The sequence below is a fragment of the Intrasporangium zincisolvens genome (assembly GCF_034724055.1).
In the GTDB taxonomy this organism is placed as follows: Bacteria; Actinomycetota; Actinomycetes; order Actinomycetales; family Dermatophilaceae; genus Monashia; species Monashia zincisolvens.
This window is the reverse complement of record NZ_JAWIIL010000011.1, coordinates 1-19,033: the sequence shown is the minus strand read 5'-3', so window position 1 is coordinate 19,033 and position 19,033 is coordinate 1. Positions and strand designations below refer to the sequence as shown.

The 19,033-nt window shown below is 70.1% G+C and carries 16 protein-coding genes; 3 read left to right on the top strand and 13 right to left on the bottom strand.

The genetic code is table 11. The features are described 5' to 3' along the window. The 7 genes from RY076_RS20460 to RY076_RS20430 form a co-directional block, all read right to left on the bottom strand. Complete coding sequence (locus tag RY076_RS20460) at nucleotides 1-2,061, bottom strand: bifunctional aldolase/short-chain dehydrogenase (RefSeq protein WP_323101257.1); 2,061 nt, start codon at nucleotides 2,059-2,061, stop codon at nucleotides 1-3. A 3-nt stretch (nucleotides 2,062-2,064) separates the two neighbouring features. Further along, complete coding sequence (gene rhaI / locus RY076_RS20455; protein ID WP_323101256.1) at nucleotides 2,065-3,228, bottom strand: L-rhamnose isomerase; 1,164 nt, start codon at nucleotides 3,226-3,228, stop codon at nucleotides 2,065-2,067. 4 nt (nucleotides 3,229-3,232) lie between these two features. Beyond that, on the bottom strand, nucleotides 3,233-3,625 hold the full coding sequence (locus RY076_RS20450; RefSeq protein ID WP_323101255.1) for an L-rhamnose mutarotase: 393 nt from the start codon (nucleotides 3,623-3,625) through the stop codon (nucleotides 3,233-3,235). A gap of 108 nt (nucleotides 3,626-3,733) precedes the next feature. Then, on the bottom strand, nucleotides 3,734-4,780 hold the full coding sequence (gene rhaS, locus RY076_RS20445; protein ID WP_323101254.1) for a rhamnose ABC transporter substrate-binding protein: 1,047 nt from the start codon (nucleotides 4,778-4,780) through the stop codon (nucleotides 3,734-3,736). 16 nt (nucleotides 4,781-4,796) lie between these two features. Beyond that, complete coding sequence (locus RY076_RS20440; protein ID WP_323101253.1) at nucleotides 4,797-5,840, bottom strand: ABC transporter permease; 1,044 nt, start codon at nucleotides 5,838-5,840, stop codon at nucleotides 4,797-4,799. Then, complete coding sequence (locus tag RY076_RS20435; protein ID WP_323101251.1) at nucleotides 5,837-6,943, bottom strand: ABC transporter permease; 1,107 nt, start codon at nucleotides 6,941-6,943, stop codon at nucleotides 5,837-5,839. Before RY076_RS20435 ends, RY076_RS20440 begins: the two co-directional genes overlap by 4 nt. Then, complete coding sequence (locus RY076_RS20430) at nucleotides 6,940-8,460, bottom strand: sugar ABC transporter ATP-binding protein (RefSeq protein WP_323101250.1); 1,521 nt, start codon at nucleotides 8,458-8,460, stop codon at nucleotides 6,940-6,942. The genes RY076_RS20435 and RY076_RS20430 overlap by 4 nt, the downstream gene beginning before the upstream one ends. Nucleotides 8,461-8,634: 174 nt before the next feature. Here RY076_RS20430 and RY076_RS20425 point away from each other — a divergent pair, with 174 nt between their 5' ends. The 3 genes from RY076_RS20425 to RY076_RS20415 all read left to right on the top strand — a co-directional run bounded on the left by RY076_RS20425 (nucleotide 8,635) and on the right by RY076_RS20415 (nucleotide 11,516). Then, the gene (locus RY076_RS20425) at nucleotides 8,635-9,642 is read left to right on the top strand and encodes a LacI family DNA-binding transcriptional regulator (protein ID WP_323101249.1); all 1,008 of its coding nucleotides are present in this window, start codon (nucleotides 8,635-8,637) and stop codon (nucleotides 9,640-9,642) included. Between the two features lie 265 nt (nucleotides 9,643-9,907). After that, the gene (locus RY076_RS20420; RefSeq protein ID WP_323101247.1) at nucleotides 9,908-10,102 is read left to right on the top strand and encodes a hypothetical protein; all 195 of its coding nucleotides are present in this window, start codon (nucleotides 9,908-9,910) and stop codon (nucleotides 10,100-10,102) included. 625 nt (nucleotides 10,103-10,727) lie between these two features. Beyond that, entirely contained in the window at nucleotides 10,728-11,516 is a 789-nt protein-coding gene (locus RY076_RS20415) for a hypothetical protein (RefSeq protein ID WP_323101245.1), read from the top strand. On the opposite strand, the gene RY076_RS20410 is transcribed toward RY076_RS20415, so the two are convergent. From RY076_RS20410 to RY076_RS20385, 6 genes are all read right to left on the bottom strand, one after another. Further along, nucleotides 11,491-12,831, bottom strand: a complete 1,341-nt coding sequence (locus RY076_RS20410; protein ID WP_323101244.1) for a dipeptidase — start codon at nucleotides 12,829-12,831, stop codon at nucleotides 11,491-11,493. The two genes, RY076_RS20415 and RY076_RS20410, sit on opposite strands and share 26 nt — an antisense overlap. A gap of 6 nt (nucleotides 12,832-12,837) precedes the next feature. After that, nucleotides 12,838-13,281, bottom strand: a complete 444-nt coding sequence (locus tag RY076_RS20405; RefSeq protein ID WP_323101242.1) for a hypothetical protein — start codon at nucleotides 13,279-13,281, stop codon at nucleotides 12,838-12,840. Further along, nucleotides 13,278-14,741 (bottom strand): APC family permease, encoded by a 1,464-nt coding sequence (locus RY076_RS20400; RefSeq protein WP_323101240.1) that lies wholly within the window; start codon nucleotides 14,739-14,741, stop codon nucleotides 13,278-13,280. Before RY076_RS20400 ends, RY076_RS20405 begins: the two co-directional genes overlap by 4 nt. A gap of 148 nt (nucleotides 14,742-14,889) precedes the next feature. Then, nucleotides 14,890-16,026: an aminopeptidase P family protein gene (locus RY076_RS20395; protein ID WP_323101239.1), complete on the bottom strand. Its 1,137-nt coding sequence runs from the start codon at nucleotides 16,024-16,026 to the stop codon at nucleotides 14,890-14,892. A gap of 96 nt (nucleotides 16,027-16,122) precedes the next feature. Continuing rightward, nucleotides 16,123-17,400 (bottom strand): threonine/serine exporter family protein, encoded by a 1,278-nt coding sequence (locus RY076_RS20390; RefSeq protein ID WP_323101238.1) that lies wholly within the window; start codon nucleotides 17,398-17,400, stop codon nucleotides 16,123-16,125. A gap of 48 nt (nucleotides 17,401-17,448) precedes the next feature. Beyond that, nucleotides 17,449-18,726, bottom strand: a complete 1,278-nt coding sequence (locus tag RY076_RS20385; protein WP_323101441.1) for a threonine/serine exporter family protein — start codon at nucleotides 18,724-18,726, stop codon at nucleotides 17,449-17,451. Nucleotides 18,727-19,033 lie beyond the last annotated feature (307 nt).

Genomic DNA, 19,033 nt, shown 5'->3' with positions numbered 1-19,033 from the left:
TCACCGGAGGAACGCTGCGGCCACGCCGGAGTCGACGGGAACGTGCAGGCCCGTGGTCTGGGTCATGTCGGGCCCGACGAGCGCGAAGACCGCCGCCGCGCAGTGCTCCGGCAGGACCTCCTTCTTCAGCAGGGTGCGCTGGGCGTAGAAGGCACCGAGGTCCTTCTCCTCGACCCCGTAGACGGCGGCACGGTTGGCACCCCATCCGCTGGAGAAGATTCCCGAGCCCTGCACGACGCCGTCCGGGTTGATGCCGTTGACCTTGACGCCGTACTGGCCGAGCTCGGCGGCGAGGAGCCGCACCTGGTGAGCCTGGTCGGCCTTGACGGCGCTGTAGGCGATGTTGTTCGGGCCGGCGAAGATCGAGTTCTTGCTCGAGATGTAGACGATGTCGCCGCCGAGGCCCTGGTCGATGAGCACCCTGGCCGCGGCGCGGGAGACGAGGAAGGACCCCTTGGCCATGACGGCGTGCTGCAGGTCCCAGTCGGCCACCGACGTGTCGAGCAGCGATCGCGACAGGGACAGGCCGGCATTGTTGACGACGAGGTCGAGGCCACCGAAGGCGAGCACGGCCGCGTCGACGGCCGCCTGCACGGCCGCCTCGTCGGACACGTCTGCCCGGACTCCGATGGCGACGTCCGCGCCACCGATCTCGGCAGCGGCGTCCTGGGCCTTCCCGAGGTCGAGGTCGGCCACGACGACGCAGGCGCCCTCCGCGGCAAGGCGGTTCGCGATGGCCTTGCCGATGCCCGACGCGGCACCGGTGACGAGGGCGATGCGGGTCGCGAGCGGCTTCGGCTTGGGCATCCGCTGCAGCTTGGCCTCCTCGAGCGCCCAGTACTCGATGCGGAACTTCTCCGCCTCGTCGATGGGGGCGTAGCTCGACAGGCCCTCGGCGCCGCGCATCACGTTGATGGCGTTGACGTAGAACTCGCCAGCGACCCGGGCGGTCTGCTTGTCCTTGCCGTAGGAGAACATCCCGACGCCGGGCACGAGCACGATGAGCGGGTCCGCGCCGCGGATCGCCGGGCTGTCGGGCGTCGCGTTGCGCTCGTAGTAGCCGCGGTAGTCCTCGCGGTAGGGCTCGTGTAGCTCCTTGAGCCGGGCCGTCATCTCCTCGGCCGTGGCGGTGGCCGGCAGGTCGAGCACCAGCGGCTTGACCTTGGTGCGCAGGAAGTGGTCCGGGCAGCTGGTGCCGAGGTCGGCCAGGCGCGGGTGCTCCGCGTGGGCGAGGAAGTCGAGGACGACGTCGGAGTCGGTGTAGTGGCCGACCATCGGGCGGTCGGTGCTGGCGATCCCGCGGATCGTCGCTGCGATGGCAGCCGCCCGCGCGTGACGCTCGATGGCGGGCAGCGCACCGTAGCCGGGCAGCTCGGCCCCGAACGGCTCGGGCTTGCTGTTCTGCTCGATGTAGGCGGCGGCGGTCTGGATGATCCAGAGCGAGTTCTGCTCGCACTCCTCGCTGCTCGCGCCCCACGCGGTCACCCCGTGGCCGCCGAGGATGCAACCGATGGCCTGCGGGTTCGCCTCCTTGATGGCGGCGATGTCGAGGCCGAGCTGGAAGCCCGGGCGGCGCCACGGGACCCAGACCACCTTGTCGCCGAAGATCTTGGCGGTCAGCTCCTCACCGTCGGTGGACGTCGCGATCGCGATGCCGGAGTCCGGGTGCAGGTGGTCGACGTGCGGGGCGTCGACGAGGCCGTGCATCGCGGTGTCGATCGAGGGGGCGGCGCCGCCCTTGCCGTGCAGGCAGTAGTCGAACGCGGCGACCATCTCGTCCTCGCGCTCGAGGCCGGGGTACACGTCGACGAGGGCGCGCATCCGGTCCAGGCGCAGGACGGCCAGCCCCTCGGGCTTGAGCGTGCCGAGGTCACCGCCGGATCCCTTGACCCAGACCAGCTCGACGTCCTGGCCGGTCACCGGGTCGGTCTCGATGCCCTTGGCGGAGGTGTTGCCGCCGGCGTAGTTCGTGTTCTTCGGGTCGCTGCCCAGCCGGTTGGAGCGCGAGATCAGCTCTGCGACAGCGCTGCTCGTAGGGGTGGTGCTGGTGTTCGGGGACATGCTTCAGTTCCATCCTGCCTGCGCACCGCCGACGCGGTCGCGCTCGATCTGCTCTTGGTATCCGCTCGCCAGGTAGGCGCGCATCGGGTCGGCCGGGAGGCCGCGGCTCTCGCGCCACTGCGCGAGGGGCCGGCGGACGTCGGTGTAGAAGGCGTCCATGAAGATCTCGTTCGCGAGCAGCACGTCGCCGGTCTGCCGTGCCACCTCGAGGGCCGCCGTGTCGAGCAGCAGCGCGCGGGCGACCATCTCCTGGACGTTGAGCACCGAGCGGATCTGGCCCGGCACCTTCTTCTCGATGTTGTGGCACTGGTCGAGCATGAGCGCGACGTCCGAACCGGCCCCGTAGCCGCCACCGCGGATCACCTCGACGATGATCCGGAACAGCTGGAACGGGTCGGCCGCCCCGACCATGAGGTCGTCGTCGGCGTAGAAACGGCTGTTGAAGTCGAACGAACCGAGCCGACCCAGGCGCAGCAGCTGGGCGACGATGAACTCGATGTTCGTGCCGGGCGCGTGGTGACCGGTGTCCAGGCACACCATCGCCCGCTCGCCCAGGGCGACGACGTGGGCGTAGGACGTGCCCCAGTCCGGGACGTCCGTGTGGTAGAACGCCGGCTCGAAGAACTTGTACTCGAGGACGAGCCGCTGCTCCTCCCCCAGGTGCGCGTAGATCTCCGCGAGCCCCTCGGCCAGCCAGTCCTGCCGCTGGCGCATGTCGCCCTGGCCCGGGTAGTTCGTGCCGTCGGCGAGCCAGATCTTGAGGTCTCGCGAGCCGGTCTCGTTCATGATCTTGAGGCACTCGAGGTTGTGCTCCACGGCACGCCGCCGCACCCCGGGATCGGCGTTGGTCAGGCTGCCGAGCTTGTACTCGTCGTCCTGGAACGTGTTGCTGTTGACGGTGCCGAGCCGCACACCGTGGTCCTGGGCGAAGCGTCCGAGGGCGGCGTAGTCATCGACCGTGTCCCACGGGATGTGGATGGCGACCGACGGCGCCAGCCCGGTGAAGCGGTGCACGGCGGCGGCGTCGGCGATCTTCTCCTCGACGCTTCTGGGCGTGCCCGCGGAGCCGAAGACCTTGAAACGCGTGCCGGAGTTGCCGTAGGCCCAGGAGGGCACCTCGATGGCGAGCTCTCCGAGCCGGTCGGAGATCGATTCGAACGTTGTCATGGCGTCACTTCACATCTGGGTCGTGGGGCGGCTGCCGGAGCGGATGGAGCTGGTCGAGCTGGAGATGGTCGAGCTGGTCCTCGAGGTGGAAGATCTCCTCGAGCCGGAGGAAGCCCTGGTCGGGGGTGGTGTCGTCGAGGTCCACGAAGTACTCGGCCATCTCGGCCTGCCACCGGGCGTTGACCTCGGTCTGTGCCATGCCGGCCTGTGCCGCCTCGAGCGAGGGCGTCTCGACGTAGCCGATGAGCAGGCCGTCACCGCGCAGGAAGAGTGAGTAGTTGTGCCAGCCGGTCCGGTGCAGCGCCGCGAGCATGTCGGGCCAGACCGCGCGGTGGCGGGCCGTGTACTCCTCGAGGCGCTCGGGGCGCACCTGGAGCTGGAAGCAGACGCGGGGCATCACGACCTCCTTCGGATGTCACGACGTGGGGTCGGGGCGGGGGCTCCGGCCGGGGCCGCCGGCGTGTGGCGGCCCCGGTCGGTGCGGGTCGAGCGTGGGAGCGACCGGTCAGAACTTGAACTGGTCGATGTTGTCGGCGTTGAACCCCGTCGGGTCGCCGAGGAGGACCTCACCGTTGGCGCCGACCTTGAAGTCACCGAGCCGGCCGGCCTTGAAGGAGTCGCCCTCCTTGCCGGTGATGGAACCGTTGACGAGGGCCGCGGCCGCCTGCCCGGCGAGGTAGCCGAGGTCGGTCGGGTTCCAGAGGTAGAACTCCTTGACCGTGCCGTTCTTGACGTACTCGCGCATCTGGTTGGGCGTGCCGAGGCCGGTCAGGGCCACCTTGCCCTTCTTGTCCGAGGTGGACAGGTACCGGGCCGCGGCGGCGATGCCGACCGTGGTCGGGCTGATGATGCCCTTGAGGTTGGGGTGGGTCTGCAGGAGCGCGGCGGTCTTGTCGAAGGAGGTCTGGTCGTCGTCGTTGCCGTACACGGTGTCGACGAGCTTGATGTTCGGGTGGCTGGAGGCCAGGTCCTTCTTCATCAGGTCGATCCACGTGTTCTGGTTGGTCGCGTTGGCGGCGGCCGACAGGATCGCGATCTCACCGGAGTCGCCGATCTGCTTGGCGATGCCGTCGACCTGCGCCTTGGCGATGCCCTCGGGCGAGGCCTGGTTGACGTAGAGGTCGCGGTACTGGGGGTCGGTGTCGGAGTCGAAGGTGACGACCTTGGTGCCGGCCTGCTTGGCCTGGGTCAGGGCGTCGCCGATGGCCTTGGGGTCGTTGGCCGAGATGACGATGGCGCTGACGTGCTGCTGGGCGGCCGTGTTGATGTACTGCACCTGCGCGTCGGGGCTCGCGGTCTGCGGGCCGACCTGGGAGTAGGTGCCGCCGAGGGACTCGACGGCCTCCTTGCCGCCGGCGTCGCTGGCGTCGAAGTAGGGGTTGCCGAGGTTCTTCGGGATGAAGACGACGTTGAGGGCCTTGCCACCGCCCGTGCCGCCCGCCGTGCCGGCGGCCGCGGTCGGCGTCTCGGCCTTGCCGCAGGCCGTGAGGGCCAGGGCCATGGACAGGGCTGCAGCGCCGAGGACCGCGCTGCGTCGCGTCATGGTGTGCATCTTCGTTGATGTCCTTTCACTTGGTTCCGACGCTGAGTGGCGTCTGTCGAGGGCCTCTGGCCCGGGTACGCCTGGCTGCGACGTCGGAGACCCACGCCAGGACGGTTGTGGAGATCACGGACAGCACGAGGAGCAGTCCGATGATGATGTTGATGACGTTGACCGTGACGCCCTGCAGGCGAAGGGCGCTGGAGATGACGCCGATGAGCAGGACGCCGGCGACGACGCCGGGGAGCTTGCCGCGTCCGCCGAAGATCGAGACGCCGCCGAGCAGGACCGCCGCGATGACCTGCAGCTCGAGGCCGGTGGCGTTGTCGCCACGGGCGCTGCCGAACCGGAGGGTGAAGTAGACGCCGGCCAGCGCCGACACGACGCCGGTGAGGCAGAAGAGGATGAACTTGGTGCGCTTGACCTTGACGCCGGCGAACACCGCGGCCTCGCTGCTCAGCCCGATGTCGTAGACGCCACGGCCGAACGGGGCGAAGTGCAGCACGAGGGAGAAGACGAGGAGCAGCACGAGGAAGACGAGCATGACGCTCGGGACGCCGCTGCCGCCGAGGACCTGCGACGCGCGCTTGGTCCAGTCGTTCGCGAAGCCGGTGACGGCGGTGGTGCCGAGCAGGCCGACGGCGACGCCGCGGTAGAGGGCCAGGGTGCCGATGGTGACCGCCAGCGACGGCAGCCCGACGTAGGCGACGAGGAAGCCGTTGAAGGCCCCGCAGACCAGCCCGACGAGCAGGGCGATGACGAACGAGGCGACGATGCCGACGCCGTGCTCGTGCAGCAGCCCGAGGGTGGCGCTGGAGAGGCCGACGACGCTGGCGACCGACAGGTCGATCTCGCCGGTGATGATGACGAGGGTCATCGGCAGGGCGATGAGCAGGATCGTCGTCACGTCGAGCAGCAGGTAGGTCAGCGTCAGCGTGTCACCGAAGTACGGGATGTTGCTGTAGCCCCAGAGGTACACGACGACGACCAGGCCGATCATCGCGGCTTCGCGACTGAGCAGGAGCCGCCGCCACAGCGGACGGGCGTAGGCCGCGTACGTCTTGGTGCTCATGACTCGTCCCTTGCTTCGATGAGTTTGCGGGCCTGTCGGGCGGACAGGACGCGGTCGAGGATGATCGCCGCGATGATGAGGGCGCCGACGAGCGCCTGCTGCCAGAAGTCGGAGATGCCGACCATCGGCAGCGCCCGGTTGATCGTCACGAGCAGGACCGCGCCGATGGCGGCGCCCCACACGGTGCCGGAGCCACCGAAGATCGCCACGCCGCCGATCACCGCGGCGGCCACGGCCTGCAGCTCGATGCCGGTGCCGGCGTCGGAGGAGACGGTCCCGTAGCGGGCGGCGTAGATGACGCCGGCGAGGCCGGCGAGCGCGCCGCTCAGGACGAACGCGCCGATGACGCGGCTGCGGACCGGCAGCCCGTAGAGCACCGCCGCGTCGGGGTCGGAGCCGACCGCGTACAGCTCGCGCCCGGACCGGGCGGTCTGCAGGTAGTAGCCGACGGCGACGGTGATGACGACCGCGAGCGCGAACAGCACCGGGATCGTGAGGATCTGCGCCGTGCCGAGGTCGAGGAAGCCGGACGGCATCTCGGAGGCGGAGACCAGGCTCGAGCCGGCCCACGTCAGCAGGACGCCGCGGAAGATGTAGAGCGTGCCCAGCGTGATGACGAGGGCAGGCACGCGGCCGTACCCGACGAGCACGCCGTTGACGAGGCCGAGCACTCCCCCGGCCACGACGGCTGCGACGAAGACGGCGACGACCGGCAGGTCCGGGTGGTCGATGAACAGCCGGCCCGTCATGTACGCCGTGAGGCCGAGCACGCTGCCGACCGACAGGTCGACGTTGCGCGTGATGATCACGACGGTCTGCCCGACGGCCAGGACGACGAGCATCGCCGGTGTCAGCAGCAGGTCGCGCCAGCCGCTGGGGCTGAACAGGAACGTCGGGCTCTTGATCGTGGCAGCGGCGATGACGAGCACGAGGACGATGAAGATCGACAGCTCGCGCGAGCGCAGCAGCGTCTTGAGGATCCGCTCACGGTCGGAGAGGGCGCTGGGCTCGACGAGGAGGGCGACCTCCTCGCTGGCGTGCTCGGCGTGGCTCGGCGCGTCGGGGGCGTCGGGGGCCGAGGCGGTCTGGGTCTGGGGGGTCATGACGCGGCCTCCTGGCTCGACGTGGCGGTGGCGGCGCGCATGACCCGTTCCGGCGTGGCGTCCTCGCGCGAGAGCTCGGCGGTGAGCCGTCCCTCGCAGACGACGAGGACGCGGTCGGCCATGCCCAGGACCTCGGGCAGCTCGGAGGAGATCATGAGGATCGCCATGCCCTGGCCGGCGAGCTCGGACAGCAGCCGGTGCACCTCGGCCTTGGTGCCCACGTCGATGCCGCGGGTCGGCTCGTCGATGATCAGCAGGTCGGGCTCGGAGGCGAGCCACTTGGCGATGACGACCTTCTGCTGGTTGCCGCCGCTCATCGTGTTGGCCGCCATGTCGAGGGCGTTCGTCTTGACCTCGAGCCGCGCCGCCCAGGGGCCGCTCGCGCGGTTCTCCCGGGAGCGGGTGATGAGGCCGGCCGTCGTCAGCTTGTGCCGGATGACGGAGGAGATGTTGTCGGCGACCGACGCGTCGGTGACGAGTCCCTGCTTGCGGCGGTCCTCGGGGATGAACGCCATGCCGCACCGGATGGCGGCGGTCGGGTTCGCGGCCGGCACCGCGTCGCCCTTCATCGTGACGGTGCCGGAGTCGTAGCGGTCGACGCCGAAGACGGCGCGGGCGATCTCGCTGCGTCCGGCGCCGACGAGGCCGGCGAGCCCGACGATCTCGCCGCGTCGGACCGAGAACGACACGTCGTGGAAGGTGCCGGTGGAGCTGAGTGCCTCGACGTCGAGGATGACCTCGCCGACGTTCGCGACCACCTTGGGGAAGAGGTCCTCGACCTCGCGGCCGACCATGAGGTTGACGATCTCGCCGACGGAGGTCCCGGCGATGGTGCGGGTGTCGATGTAGGCGCCGTCGCGCATGACGGTGACGGTGTCGCAGAGGGAGAAGACCTCGTCGAACCGGTGGGAGATGAAGACGATGGCGCGGCCTTCGTCGCGCAGCTGGCGGGCGACGGTGAAGAGTCGCTCGACCTCGACGCCGGACAGGGCGGCGGTCGGCTCGTCCATGATGAGGACCTTGGCGTCGAGGGAGATCGCCTTGGCGATCTCGATGATCTGCTGGTCGGCGATCGACAGGCCCAGCGCCGGCCGGCGCGGGTCGATGTGCACCCCGAGTCCCGCGAAGAGCCGCGCGGCCTCGGCGTACATCGCCGGCTTGTCGATACGTCGCGCGCGGCCGAGCGTCTGCCGGCCCATGAAGATGTTCTCGGTGACCGAGAGGTCCGGGAAGAGCGTCGGCTCCTGGTAGATGACGGCCACACCCGCGGCCTTGGACTCGGCCGTGGAGCCGAAGTCGACCGGTTGGCCGTCGAGGAGGAACTCGCCACTGTCGCGGCGGTGTACGCCGGCGACCATCTTGACCAGCGTCGACTTGCCGGCACCGTTCTCACCGACGAGCGCGTGGATCGAGCCGGCGCGGGCCAGGAGGCTCCCCGACCTCAGTGCGACGACGGGGCCGAAGGACTTCGACACCTCGCGCAGCTCCAGAATCGCGGTGGTCCGCGGTTCGTTCATAGTGCACCTTGCCTCATTGAAAGGTTTCAATACGCCGAAGGTACCGAGGCTCTGCAGGAGCGTCAAGGGATTCGCGGCAATCCACAGAAACCGTTGCGCCAAAGGCACGTTCGCCCGCCAGCCGGGATAGGGTGAGGCGACCCGAGCCCTCGTTGAATAGTTTTAGGAAGAGCCATGTCGGTCAGCGTCAAGGACGTCGCCCTCGCTGCGGGAGTGTCGCTCGGGACCGTCTCCAACGTGCTCAACCGTCCCGAGCGCGTCAGCGCCAAGACGCGTCAGCGCGTCGAGCGCGCCATGGCCGAGCTCAACTTCGTCCGGAACGAGAGCGCCCGGCTGCTCCGGGCCGGACGCAGCAGCACGCTGGCCTACGTCGTGCTCGACGTGGCGAACCCGTTCTTCACCGACGTCGCGCGGGGCATCGAGGACGCCGCCAGCGACGCCGACCTCGTGCTCTACACGTGCAACAGCGACAACAGTCTCGAGCGGGAGCACGTGTACCTGAGCCGGCTGGAGGAGCAGCGCGTCGCCGGGGTGCTGATCACGCCGGTCCAGCCCGACGACCCCACGCTGGTCCAGGTATCCGAACGGGGCACCCCTGTGGTCATCGTCGACCGCACCCGGGACGACCAGCTGCTCTGCAGCGTGTCGGTGGACGACGTGTTCGGTGGCCGCCTCGCCGTGGAGCACCTCATCGACCGCGGCCATGAACGCATCGCCTTCGTCGGCGGGCCGGCCTCCATCGGCCAGGTCCGCGACCGCCATGCCGGCGCCGCCGATGCCATGCGCGAGGCGGGGCTCCCGGCGGACCATCTCGTCCCGATCGGGACCGACGCCCTCACCGTCGCAGCCGGTCGACTCGCGGGGGCGCGCATCGCGGGACTACCTCGCTCGCGCCGCCCGAGCGCGGCTTTCTGCGCCAACGACCTGCTCGCCCTGGGCCTGCTCCAGCAGTGCGTCGCACTCGGCGTCGACGTGCCCGGCGACCTCGCCATCGTCGGTTACGACGACATCGAGTTCGCCGGTGCCGCAGCCGTGCCCCTCACCTCCGTGCGCCAGCCACGGCACCTGCTCGGTCAGCGCGCGGCAGAGCTCCTGCTCGAGGAGACGACCGACCCGGACCACTGCCACCGGCACGTCGAGTTCACCCCGGAGATCGTCGCCCGCGCGTCGACGTTGGGCTGAGCCCTCGACCGCCACCAGGATGAGACGCGGACGGGCGGCCCGGATGTGGCGAATCGAGGACGCCGGAGCGGTACGCGCATAGCCTGTTCTCGTCAGCGCCTCGAGCCATGGGGTGAGCTGGCGGTTGAACGGTGCAGTGGGGTCCGGTGACATGTGCACCCTCGATGACAGCGACCTGGAGCGGCCACCCTCGGCGCGCTCGCGGCTGGTGGAGCCCCCTGCACACGGCGAGGCAGCATCTCTCGGCCGGCCCGGGGCGGAGCTGGTGGACACGACGCTCCTGCAGGAGATCGCGCTGCTGGCCGACGTGATGGCCTCCCTGTCAGGGATCGGGAGCCACCTCACCCTCGAGCAGGTCGACGCCGTGCTGGGAGTTCCGCAGAACCTGTTCCCGGCTGCTTCGCGCCCGGTGTTGTCTGACCCGGCCGCTGCGGCTCCGCCGCAGAGAGCCACCGCTTGAGTCGGGGACCCGGCCACCAGGCATACCGGCTGCGGGGTCACAGAGTGAGGACGATCTTGCCCCGGGTCCGGCCGAACACCTGACCCGTGGCTCAGATGCCCACTGGTGGGTATGGGCAGGTCATTGGTCGCGCTTCCGTCAGGGGCGGAGCGCTCTGAAAGCCCAAGTACCGACGGAGAACGTCCGTGATCCCCTCGATCCTCACTCCCCCTGGTTGCCGTCACTGCGCTGCTCCTCATGCGCCGACGCGACAACTGCACGCCGACCGCAGCAGCGTCGGGGTCGGCGGCCCACAGTGAGGTGGCGACGCCATCGGGCCGGGCGGCGCAGTCGGGGGTTTTCGTGGCTACCCGCAGCGCCCCCCGCACCCGCGCTTCACGGAAGCGACGAGTGGGGTGCCCGCGCCGGTGACCGGCCCGCAGGCTCATCCGTCTGGCTGACCACGCAGGCCAGCGTGCACGAGGCGGCGATCGGTTGGCTCGCCTCGCTCGGTCACTCAGGCGCTTCGCGGTGCTACCTGTCCGGGAGGGCCCCGCGGACGGCATGCACGCTCTCCTCGACCTCAGCGCTGGCTCGCCTGAGGTTGGGGGTTGCGGTCACGCACGTCGAGGCCCTTCGGGACCTCGTGACCGATGCGCGTCGCCGCGAGCTGCGGCTGTTCTACTTCACGTCCGGCGCCTACTCGCAGACGGCGCTGGCCTACGCCGACACCTTCGACATCGCTCTCTTCACCTACGACCGCACCGGCACCGTCAACCACGCGAACGCCGCCGCCCTGACCGCGGTCCTCGATGCCCCCGGCGGAGCTGCAACGCCCGAGGAACCCCCCACGATGCTTCTGGGCGACCCCACCGGCGCTGGTTCCCTCCCGTCGACTCCCCACGACCCGGACCTGCACGTCTGGGCCGCATCTGCGTGGCAGGCACGTGAGGCTCCACGGGCCCGGCGGGCCTTTCTGGCGTACCTTCCGCTGGGTGTGAGCCTGCTCGTCGGCCTGCTGACACCGGCCATCGTGCAGGCGTGGCCGGCAGGCACTGGGTCGCTGAACGTCAAGACCGTGGTCGCAGCCGCGGTGGTGTTCCACGCATGCTGCGCCTGGGGCGTCTGGCGGGTCGCACGCTGGCGTGGGCAGCTGCGCGAGCACGGTCTGCGCGTGATGCAGGCATGCACCCTCCCGAGCCGTGGTCGGGCCGTCGTCGAGGCGGCGATGCAGCGGTCCGGACGTGGCGTCCCGGACGACCACGAGGCGTTCGTGCTGCTGCGCAACGAGGTCATTGCGCTGTCCGGGGTGGACGCCTTCACCGCCGGCGTCCTGGTCTGGGAGTCCACAATCGGGGCCGCGCGGCCAACCGACCGGAACGACTGGTTGCGAGTCCCTCGCGGCGGGATCACGAGCTGGCCAGGCGCTGCATGAAGAGCGCCTCTGCCAGAGCGAGGTCGACGATCTCCCGCGGATCAACACTCTCGTTGGGCGCATGGATCGCGGCTTGCGGTTCTTCGACGCCCATCAGGATGAGCTCGGCGTCCGGGTAGGTCTCGGCGAACACGTTGCAGAGGGGGATGGAGCCGCCTTGCCCCAGATGGACCATGGGTCGTCCGAAGGCCTCGTCCATGGCTTCGCCCATGGCCCGGTAGGCGGGGCCGTCGGTACGCGCCAGGAACGGCGATCCGGTTGCCTCCGTCTCGACGTCTACGTGCACACCCCATGGCGCCACCGCGAGCAGGTGTTCACGGAGGGCTTTCTCGGCGGCGGCCGGCTCGGTCCCGGGAGGGATCCGGAGGTTGAGCCGCGCACGCGCGTGCGGTGGGATGGCCGCCGCGGAGCCGAGCACAGGTGGGCAGTCGATGCCCAAGGTGGTGAGCGCCGGACGCGCCCAGAGCATGTCGGAGACGGTTCCGCTGCCCAGCAGGTCCGCACCCTCGACCAGCCCTGCGTCGGTGCGGAACTGCTCGGGCGGGTAGGGCTCGCCCGGCCAGGTCTGGCTGTGATCCAGCCCTGTCACGGTGGTGTCGCCTTTGGCGTCGCGCAGGGTCCCCAGCATGGCGACCAGGGGCGCGAGGGCGTCCGGGGCGGCTCCGCCGAACATCCCGGAGTGCACCTCCGAGGACAACGCGTCGACGCTGACCACGACGTTGACCATGCCACGGAGGCTCACGGTCGCGGCTGGGACGCCGACGGCCGCGTTCCCCGTGTCGCACACGAGGATGGTGTCGGCTCGGAGCAGTTCCGCGTGCTTGGGCACGAAGTCCTCGAGGCCGCCGGTTCCCTGCTCCTCCGAGCCCTCGACCACGAGCTTGAGGTTGACCGGCACGTCGTCACCCAGGGCTCGCAGGGCGGTGAGGTGCATGACGATGTTGCCCTTGCAGTCTGCCGCTCCGCGCCCGTACCAGCGTCCGTCGACCTCGGTCAGCTCGAACGGCGGGGTGCGCCAGGCGTCCTCGTCGAGGGGTGGCTGGACGTCGTAGTGGGCGTAGAGCAGGACGGTCGGGGCGGCCGGGTCCGCGCACGGTCGTGAGCCGATGACGGCTTGGCTGCCATCCGCCGTCTCCTCCAGGTGGGCGTCGCGGAAGCCTTCCTCGATGAAGGCGTCCACGACCCACTGGGCGGCCCGCGCGCACCCTTCCGGCGGGTACTGCCGGGGATCCGCGACCGACGGGATCGCCACCAGCTCGGCGAGGTCCGTCCGAGCGCGTCCCATCAGCCCGGTCACCCGGTCACGCAGGTCCACGGCTCGTCAGCTCTTCACGGTGTCGCCGAGGTTCAGGCTGTTGACGAACTCCTGGAACGTCGGCACCTCGCCGGGGCAGTAGACCTTCATGACGAGCAGCTGGGCGCCCACGACGCGTCGGTCCGCGATGACCGGTCGCATGCCGGGTCCGGCCGCGCCGTTCATGAGCTGTTGCGTCAGGACTCCGCGGCGCAGGGCCCCGTTGGGGTCGTCGCACACGGAGCCGCCGTCGTTGCCGAAGAGTCGCACCAGCGTCTCCTGGCTGGGAGCACGGGCGCCGGCGGCGGTGAGGGCGGCGGACAGCTGGACGGCCTTCTGCTGTGCCTCCTGCGAGGTCTTGCCGGAATGGAAGGTGAACAACGCGATCACCGCGAGCACCAGCACCACGGCCCCCATGACGATGTACGTGGTTCGAGTCTCCTTGTCCGAGGAGGTTTCCGTGACGGTCATGACTCGCTCACCTCCGCAGCCTCTGGTTGCTTCCAGGAGGGCTTGCGCAGCCGGTAGAAGAGGAACGGCACCAGCAGACCGAGGCCGAGCGCGCCACCGGCGACGATGAGCAGGTACAGGGCCGGGCTGCCGGACTCGAACTGCGAGGGCGGGATGAACCCGATGAGCAGGGCGGCCAGGGAGGCAGCGAAGCCCACCCCGCAGAGAGCCCCGAGGATCGGGGCGCGGTACCCCCGCGGATGGTCAGGATCGTTGCGGCGCAGTCGAACTGCGGCGACGAACATCAGCAGGTACATGATGAGGTAGACCTGCGTGGTGATGACGGAGAAGATCCAGTAGGCGCTCGAGACGTTGGGGATCAAGGCGTAGCCGAGACCGATGACGGTCGTCACGATGCCCTGGGCGACCAGGATGTTCTGCTGGACGCCGTTCTTGTTGAGCTTCTGCAGCACCGGCGGGAGGTAGCCCTCCTGGCGGGAGATGAGCAGGAGCCCCTTGGACGGACCCGCGAGCCAGGTGAGCATGCCTCCGAGGGACGCGGACACGAGCATGATCCCGAAGATCGGGGTGAGCCACTGCGCGCCGAAGTTCGCCAGGACGGCGTCGAAGGCCTGCATCACCCCGGCGGTGAGGGACAGCTCCTGGGCGGGCACGATCCAGGCGATGGCCAGGGCCGGCAGGATGAAGATGAGCAGGACCAGCCCCATCGCCAGGAACATCGACTTCGGGAACTCCTTGCCCGGGTTCCTCAGGCTGCCCACGTGCACCGCGTTCATCTCCATGCCGGAGTAGGACAGGAAGTTGTTGACGATGAGGACCAGGCTCGACAGACCTGCCCACACGGGGAGGAGGTGCGAGGCGTCCATCGGGGCGGCCGACGGGTTTCCCTGCCCGAGGAAGACGGCGCCAAGGGTGACGAGAATGGCCCCGGGGATCAGGGTGCCGATGACGAGGCCGGCGCTGGCCAGGCCGGCGACTCCCTTGGTGCCACGGGAGGAGACCCAGACACCGGTCCAGTAGACGACGACGATGACCAGTGCCGTCCAGACGCCGTTGGAGGCGAGCGCGGGATTGATGACGTACGCCAAGGTGCTGGCCACGAAACCGAGCAGGCTCGGGTAGTAGAAGATCGTCATCGCGAACTGGCACCAGACCGCCAGGAACCCCATCGGTTTGGAGATCCCGCGCGCCACCCAGTTGTAGACACCGCCTTCCCAGCCGGAGGCGAGCTCGGCCGAGACCAACGACGTGGGGATCAGGAACACGATGGCCGGCACGATGTAGAGGAAGACGCACGCCAGCCCGTACACGGCCATGGTCGGTGCCGCGCGCAGGCTGGCCACCGAGCTGGTCGTCATCATCGCCAGCGCGATCCACGAGATGTAGGGCGCGGCGGCGGCTCGGGTCTTCGCTCTACCGACAGGCACCGCCTGTCCGCTGGCGCCCTCCACCGTGCTCATCGCGACCACCCCATGCCCGACGGGTCAGGTCCCACAGCGACCATGCTGACCACCACCTCATGCAGAGCTGTCCTTCGACGGCATCAGGTTGGTACCGCACGCCGCAGACGGCATCACTCGCCGGGGTTGATCGGCCCCGACACGCGGCTCACGTGACGATTCCGAGCCCGTGGTCGGTGTCGTTGAGACGAGCGACCCCGGAGTCCGTCACGGTCACGATGTCCTCGATCCGCACACCGAAACGTCCGGAGAGGTAGATGCCGGGCTCGACGGAGAAGCACATGCCCGGCACGAGGGGCTGCTCCTCGCCCTCGACGATGTAGGGCGGCTCGTGCGTCGTGACGCCGATCCCGTGACCGGTCCGGTGGATGAAGGCCTCGCCGTACCCGGCCTCCGTGATGACAGCCCTCGCGGCACGGTCGACGTCCTGGCAGGTCGCGCCCGGCCGCACCGCATCGACGCCGGCCTGCTGCGCCTGCCGCACGATCTCGTGGACGTCCCGGATCTCCGGGGTGGGTTCACCGACGCAGACGGTGCGGGTGGTGTCCGAGCCGTACCCGTACCGGAGACCCCCGAAGTCCAGCACGACCGCGTCGCCGTCACGGATGGTGCGGTCCCCGGCCTCGTGGTGCGGGTCGGCGCCGTTGGGGCCTGACCCGACCACGGTGAAATCGACCTGCTCGTGCCCGAAGCTGCGCAGCAGGTCGGCGAGGTCGGCGGCCACGTCGGTCTCCTTGCGCCCGGCGAAGCGCGCCCCGAGGATCTCCCGGTAGGTCGCGTCGGCCGCGGCGGCCGCGGCGGCGAGGCGGGCCAGCTCGTCCGGTCCCTTGACCGCACGCATCAGTGGCAGCGCGTTCGTGAGGGCGCGGTAGGTCGTCCCTCGGAGGCGCTGCTGGAGGCCGATGAGGTGGAGTGCCCACGCCGAGTCGGAGATCCCGTAGACGCCGTCCGGCGGGAGCAGGGGCGCGACGGCCTGGTACGGATCGGTGGCGTCCGACCACGCGATGACCTCCATCCCCGTGACGCCCTCTGCCTGTTCGGCATCGTGCCGTTCGAGGGCCGGGACGACGAGGGTCGGCTCCAGGTCGGGGCGCAGCACCAGGACCGTCAGACGCTCGGTGATCGCTGTGGGGCGGTAGCCCGTGAGCCAGACCAGGTCGGGACCCGGTGTCACCAGCACGCCGGAGAGGCCGTGCTCCGACGCCGCCGTCGCGACCTTTCGTGCTCGGGCCCGGTAGTCCTCGGCGGTGAAGGGGGCCGGTGCCCCGTTCTCTCCTGCAGCCATGAGCAGTCTCCGTTCCGCGCCACGATGCTACGGCCGGCGTCTCTGGCGGCGTTCATCCGATGGGGGTGAGATCGGGTCACTGGTCACGGGTCTGCGTCACTGGTCTGCGTCAGCGGCGTCGTTCGGCCCGGCGGACTTCTGGGAGTCCGACAGCCAGCGTCGCCCTGCGACGAGGAACCCGAAGCCGATGCCCAGGGCCACCGTCGGCATCTGCAGGGCGAAGTCGACGAGGTTGCGCACTCCCGTGATGGCATGGCCACCGACGAGGGCGGTGGCCCCGCGCAGTCCGAGGCCGCCCACGGTGAGGACGAAGAAACCTCCGAGCACGACGACGAGACGAGGCGGCCGCCAGCGGCTGCGCGAGGCCCAGGTCGCGTACGCACCGAGCGCCGCACCTGCCACGAGCGTGCCCGAGACGTCGCCGACCGCCCGCGTGACCGCCTGCTGCAGCAGGAACGTGCCGAGGACACCGGCCAGGACCCAGCCGAGGTCGGCGGTCCGCGCCCGGAACACGAGGGCCAGGCCCGCCGTGAACGGGATCCATGCAAGCAGGACGACGAGGAACGGCAGCTCGGCCGGGACCTCCTGCTCGGTGAGGGCGGCCGCCCCCGCCCCGGCGACCTCGGCGGCCGCGACGATCCCGACCACCATCTGGGCGAGGATGAAGAAGGACCACATGACCCGTCCGGTGCCCGAGGTGATCCGCCCGGCCAGCAGCTCGCCCGCGCCGGCGGAGAGCGTGTCGCCGGGTAGCACGACGAAGAGGGCGGGCAGCACGACGAGTACCGGCCCGGCGAGGTCGACGATGCCCGGTCGGATCGCGAAGGCGACGCCGGTCAGGACAGCCGCCGAGATGGCCGGCAGAAGAGGGTCCAGGATGCGTCCCTCGGCCGCCACGAGCATCAGGCCCATGAGCAGCCCGAGGGCGATGGCGGCTACGACCTCCGACGCCGTCGCCACGACACTGGGGGCGAAGCCGCCGGCGAACAGCGCCACCCCGAGGACGCGAGCCCACCAGCCCAACGGTGGTGGCGCGGCGGCGATGGCCTCGAGCCGAGCCAATGCGGTCGCAGCGGGCAGCCCACGCCCGAGGGAGTCGACGACCTCGTGGGCGGCACTGACCCGGTCCAACCGAGCGATGCCCGGCGTCGCGTGCACGACGACCATCGCCTGGCGCCCGACCGAGCCAGGGCGCGACACACCTGAGAGCACCAGCTGCTCGGGCAGGGCCAGCGGCTCGAGGTCGGACCCGAGCGCTGCTGCGGCCCGACGCAGCTCGCCCTCGACGAGCACGACCCCTTCGCCGCTGTTGGCCAGCAGCACCTCCGCCAGCCGGTGGAGCACGTCGAAGGCGACGTCCCCTCCGTCCTTCACGCCCCCGCTGTGCACGGTCACGCGCGATCACCGCTGGGCGTCATGGTGCTAGATCCCTCTCCAGGTGGAGGTCGTCCGTCCGATCCGCTCGCAGATCCCCGACCCGACGAGGACGCCGACAGCGATGGCGACGATCGACAGGAGGGCGTTGAGGAAGTCGCCGAGGCCAGCGGCCTGGTCGGCGCCGACGATCTGCGCGACGCCGGCGAGCCCGAGCGCCCCGGGCACCAGTAGCCAGAACGTGGGCAGGAAGGTGACCGGGACCGGTGGACCGCTGCGACGGCTCTGGATCGCGTAGCACACCGGCAGGATCACCGCGGCCGCCAGGAAGCTGGCACCGAGAGAGCCCAACAGGTGCCCGGACAGCGCCTGCACCCCGTACGCGATGTAGAGGACGACCAGCAACCACCCGAGGGTGCGTCGGGGCGCTGAGGAGGCGATGTACTGGCCCAACCCGAAGATGAGCACCCCGAGCCAGGGAGCCCAGGCGCCCAGGGCCGAGCCGCCCTGGGTGGATGACTGTGGCCGCCCGGCGAGCTGGGCCCCTACGGCAATCCCGAAGCTCAGCAGCAGCAGCCGTTCCAGTCCGTAGACCAGTCGTGCCGATCCCGCGAGCATGTCGCCGGTCGACAGCTCGACCGTCGCCATCGTCAGCGCCGCCCCCGGCAGGAAGGTGACGAGGGCGGGGATGACGATGTGCAGGGCATCGACGTCGAGCGCGGGCGCCAGCCAGGCGAACACGACCCAGGTGACGGCTACGGCGGCGACGACCGGCAGCACCAGCGTCAGGATGGGCTCGCGATCGGCCCACCAGCGAAGCAGTCCCACGAGGAAGCCCAGGGCCAGGAACGCCGGCAGCGTACTGGCCGTGGGGTCGAGCATGAGCCCGAGACCGACCGTGAGGACTCCACCGCCCAGCACCGCGATGACGGCGCCGAACCGCGGCTCGGCCGTCAGCAGGTCCTGCAGGCGTGCCATCGCTGCCTCGGCGCTCACCTGTCCGTAACGGATGTCGTCGATGAGCCGGTACAGCGCATCCACCTGGTCCAGACGCAGGGGGCTGCTGCCCCCGGTCTCGAAGTCCACACTGCTCGACGTGCCCAGGTCGATGCGCACGAGGACGCCGGTCGGGACCACGAAGAAGGTCACACCCGTGGCGCCGTACACCTCAGCGACCCGTCCCAGGATCAGGGCGACACGGTCCGCAGGGTCTCCCGCGCGCGACATCGCGACTCCCAGATGCCGCAGAAGGTCGAGGACGGCCTCTGGTGGTGGGGCGGGAACCGCCTCGGGCTCAGGCACGGGAGCGGCGGCCAGGGGCGCCATCCGACGCGCGGCCACCGACGCGATGCGTGCCCAGACGCGCTGCCTGACCGTGACCCTGCCGCGCGGCGCAGCAGGAGACTGCCCTACGGGCTGCACCGGCCTTCCGTCAGAAGCCACGGTTCCACCCTGCCACCCGTGGACGCCGCTCTGATCGCCCGCAGCGGATGAGCAGCGGCCTTGCAGTCGGCAGGATTCGCGGGGCGCAGGTCAGCGGGCCTGCGATCCTGCCTTCGGAAGCCGCGGCTTCGCATACCCCGCTTGGTAAGGCGAGAGGCCCTGACCGGCGTCTCCGCTGGTCAGGGCCTCT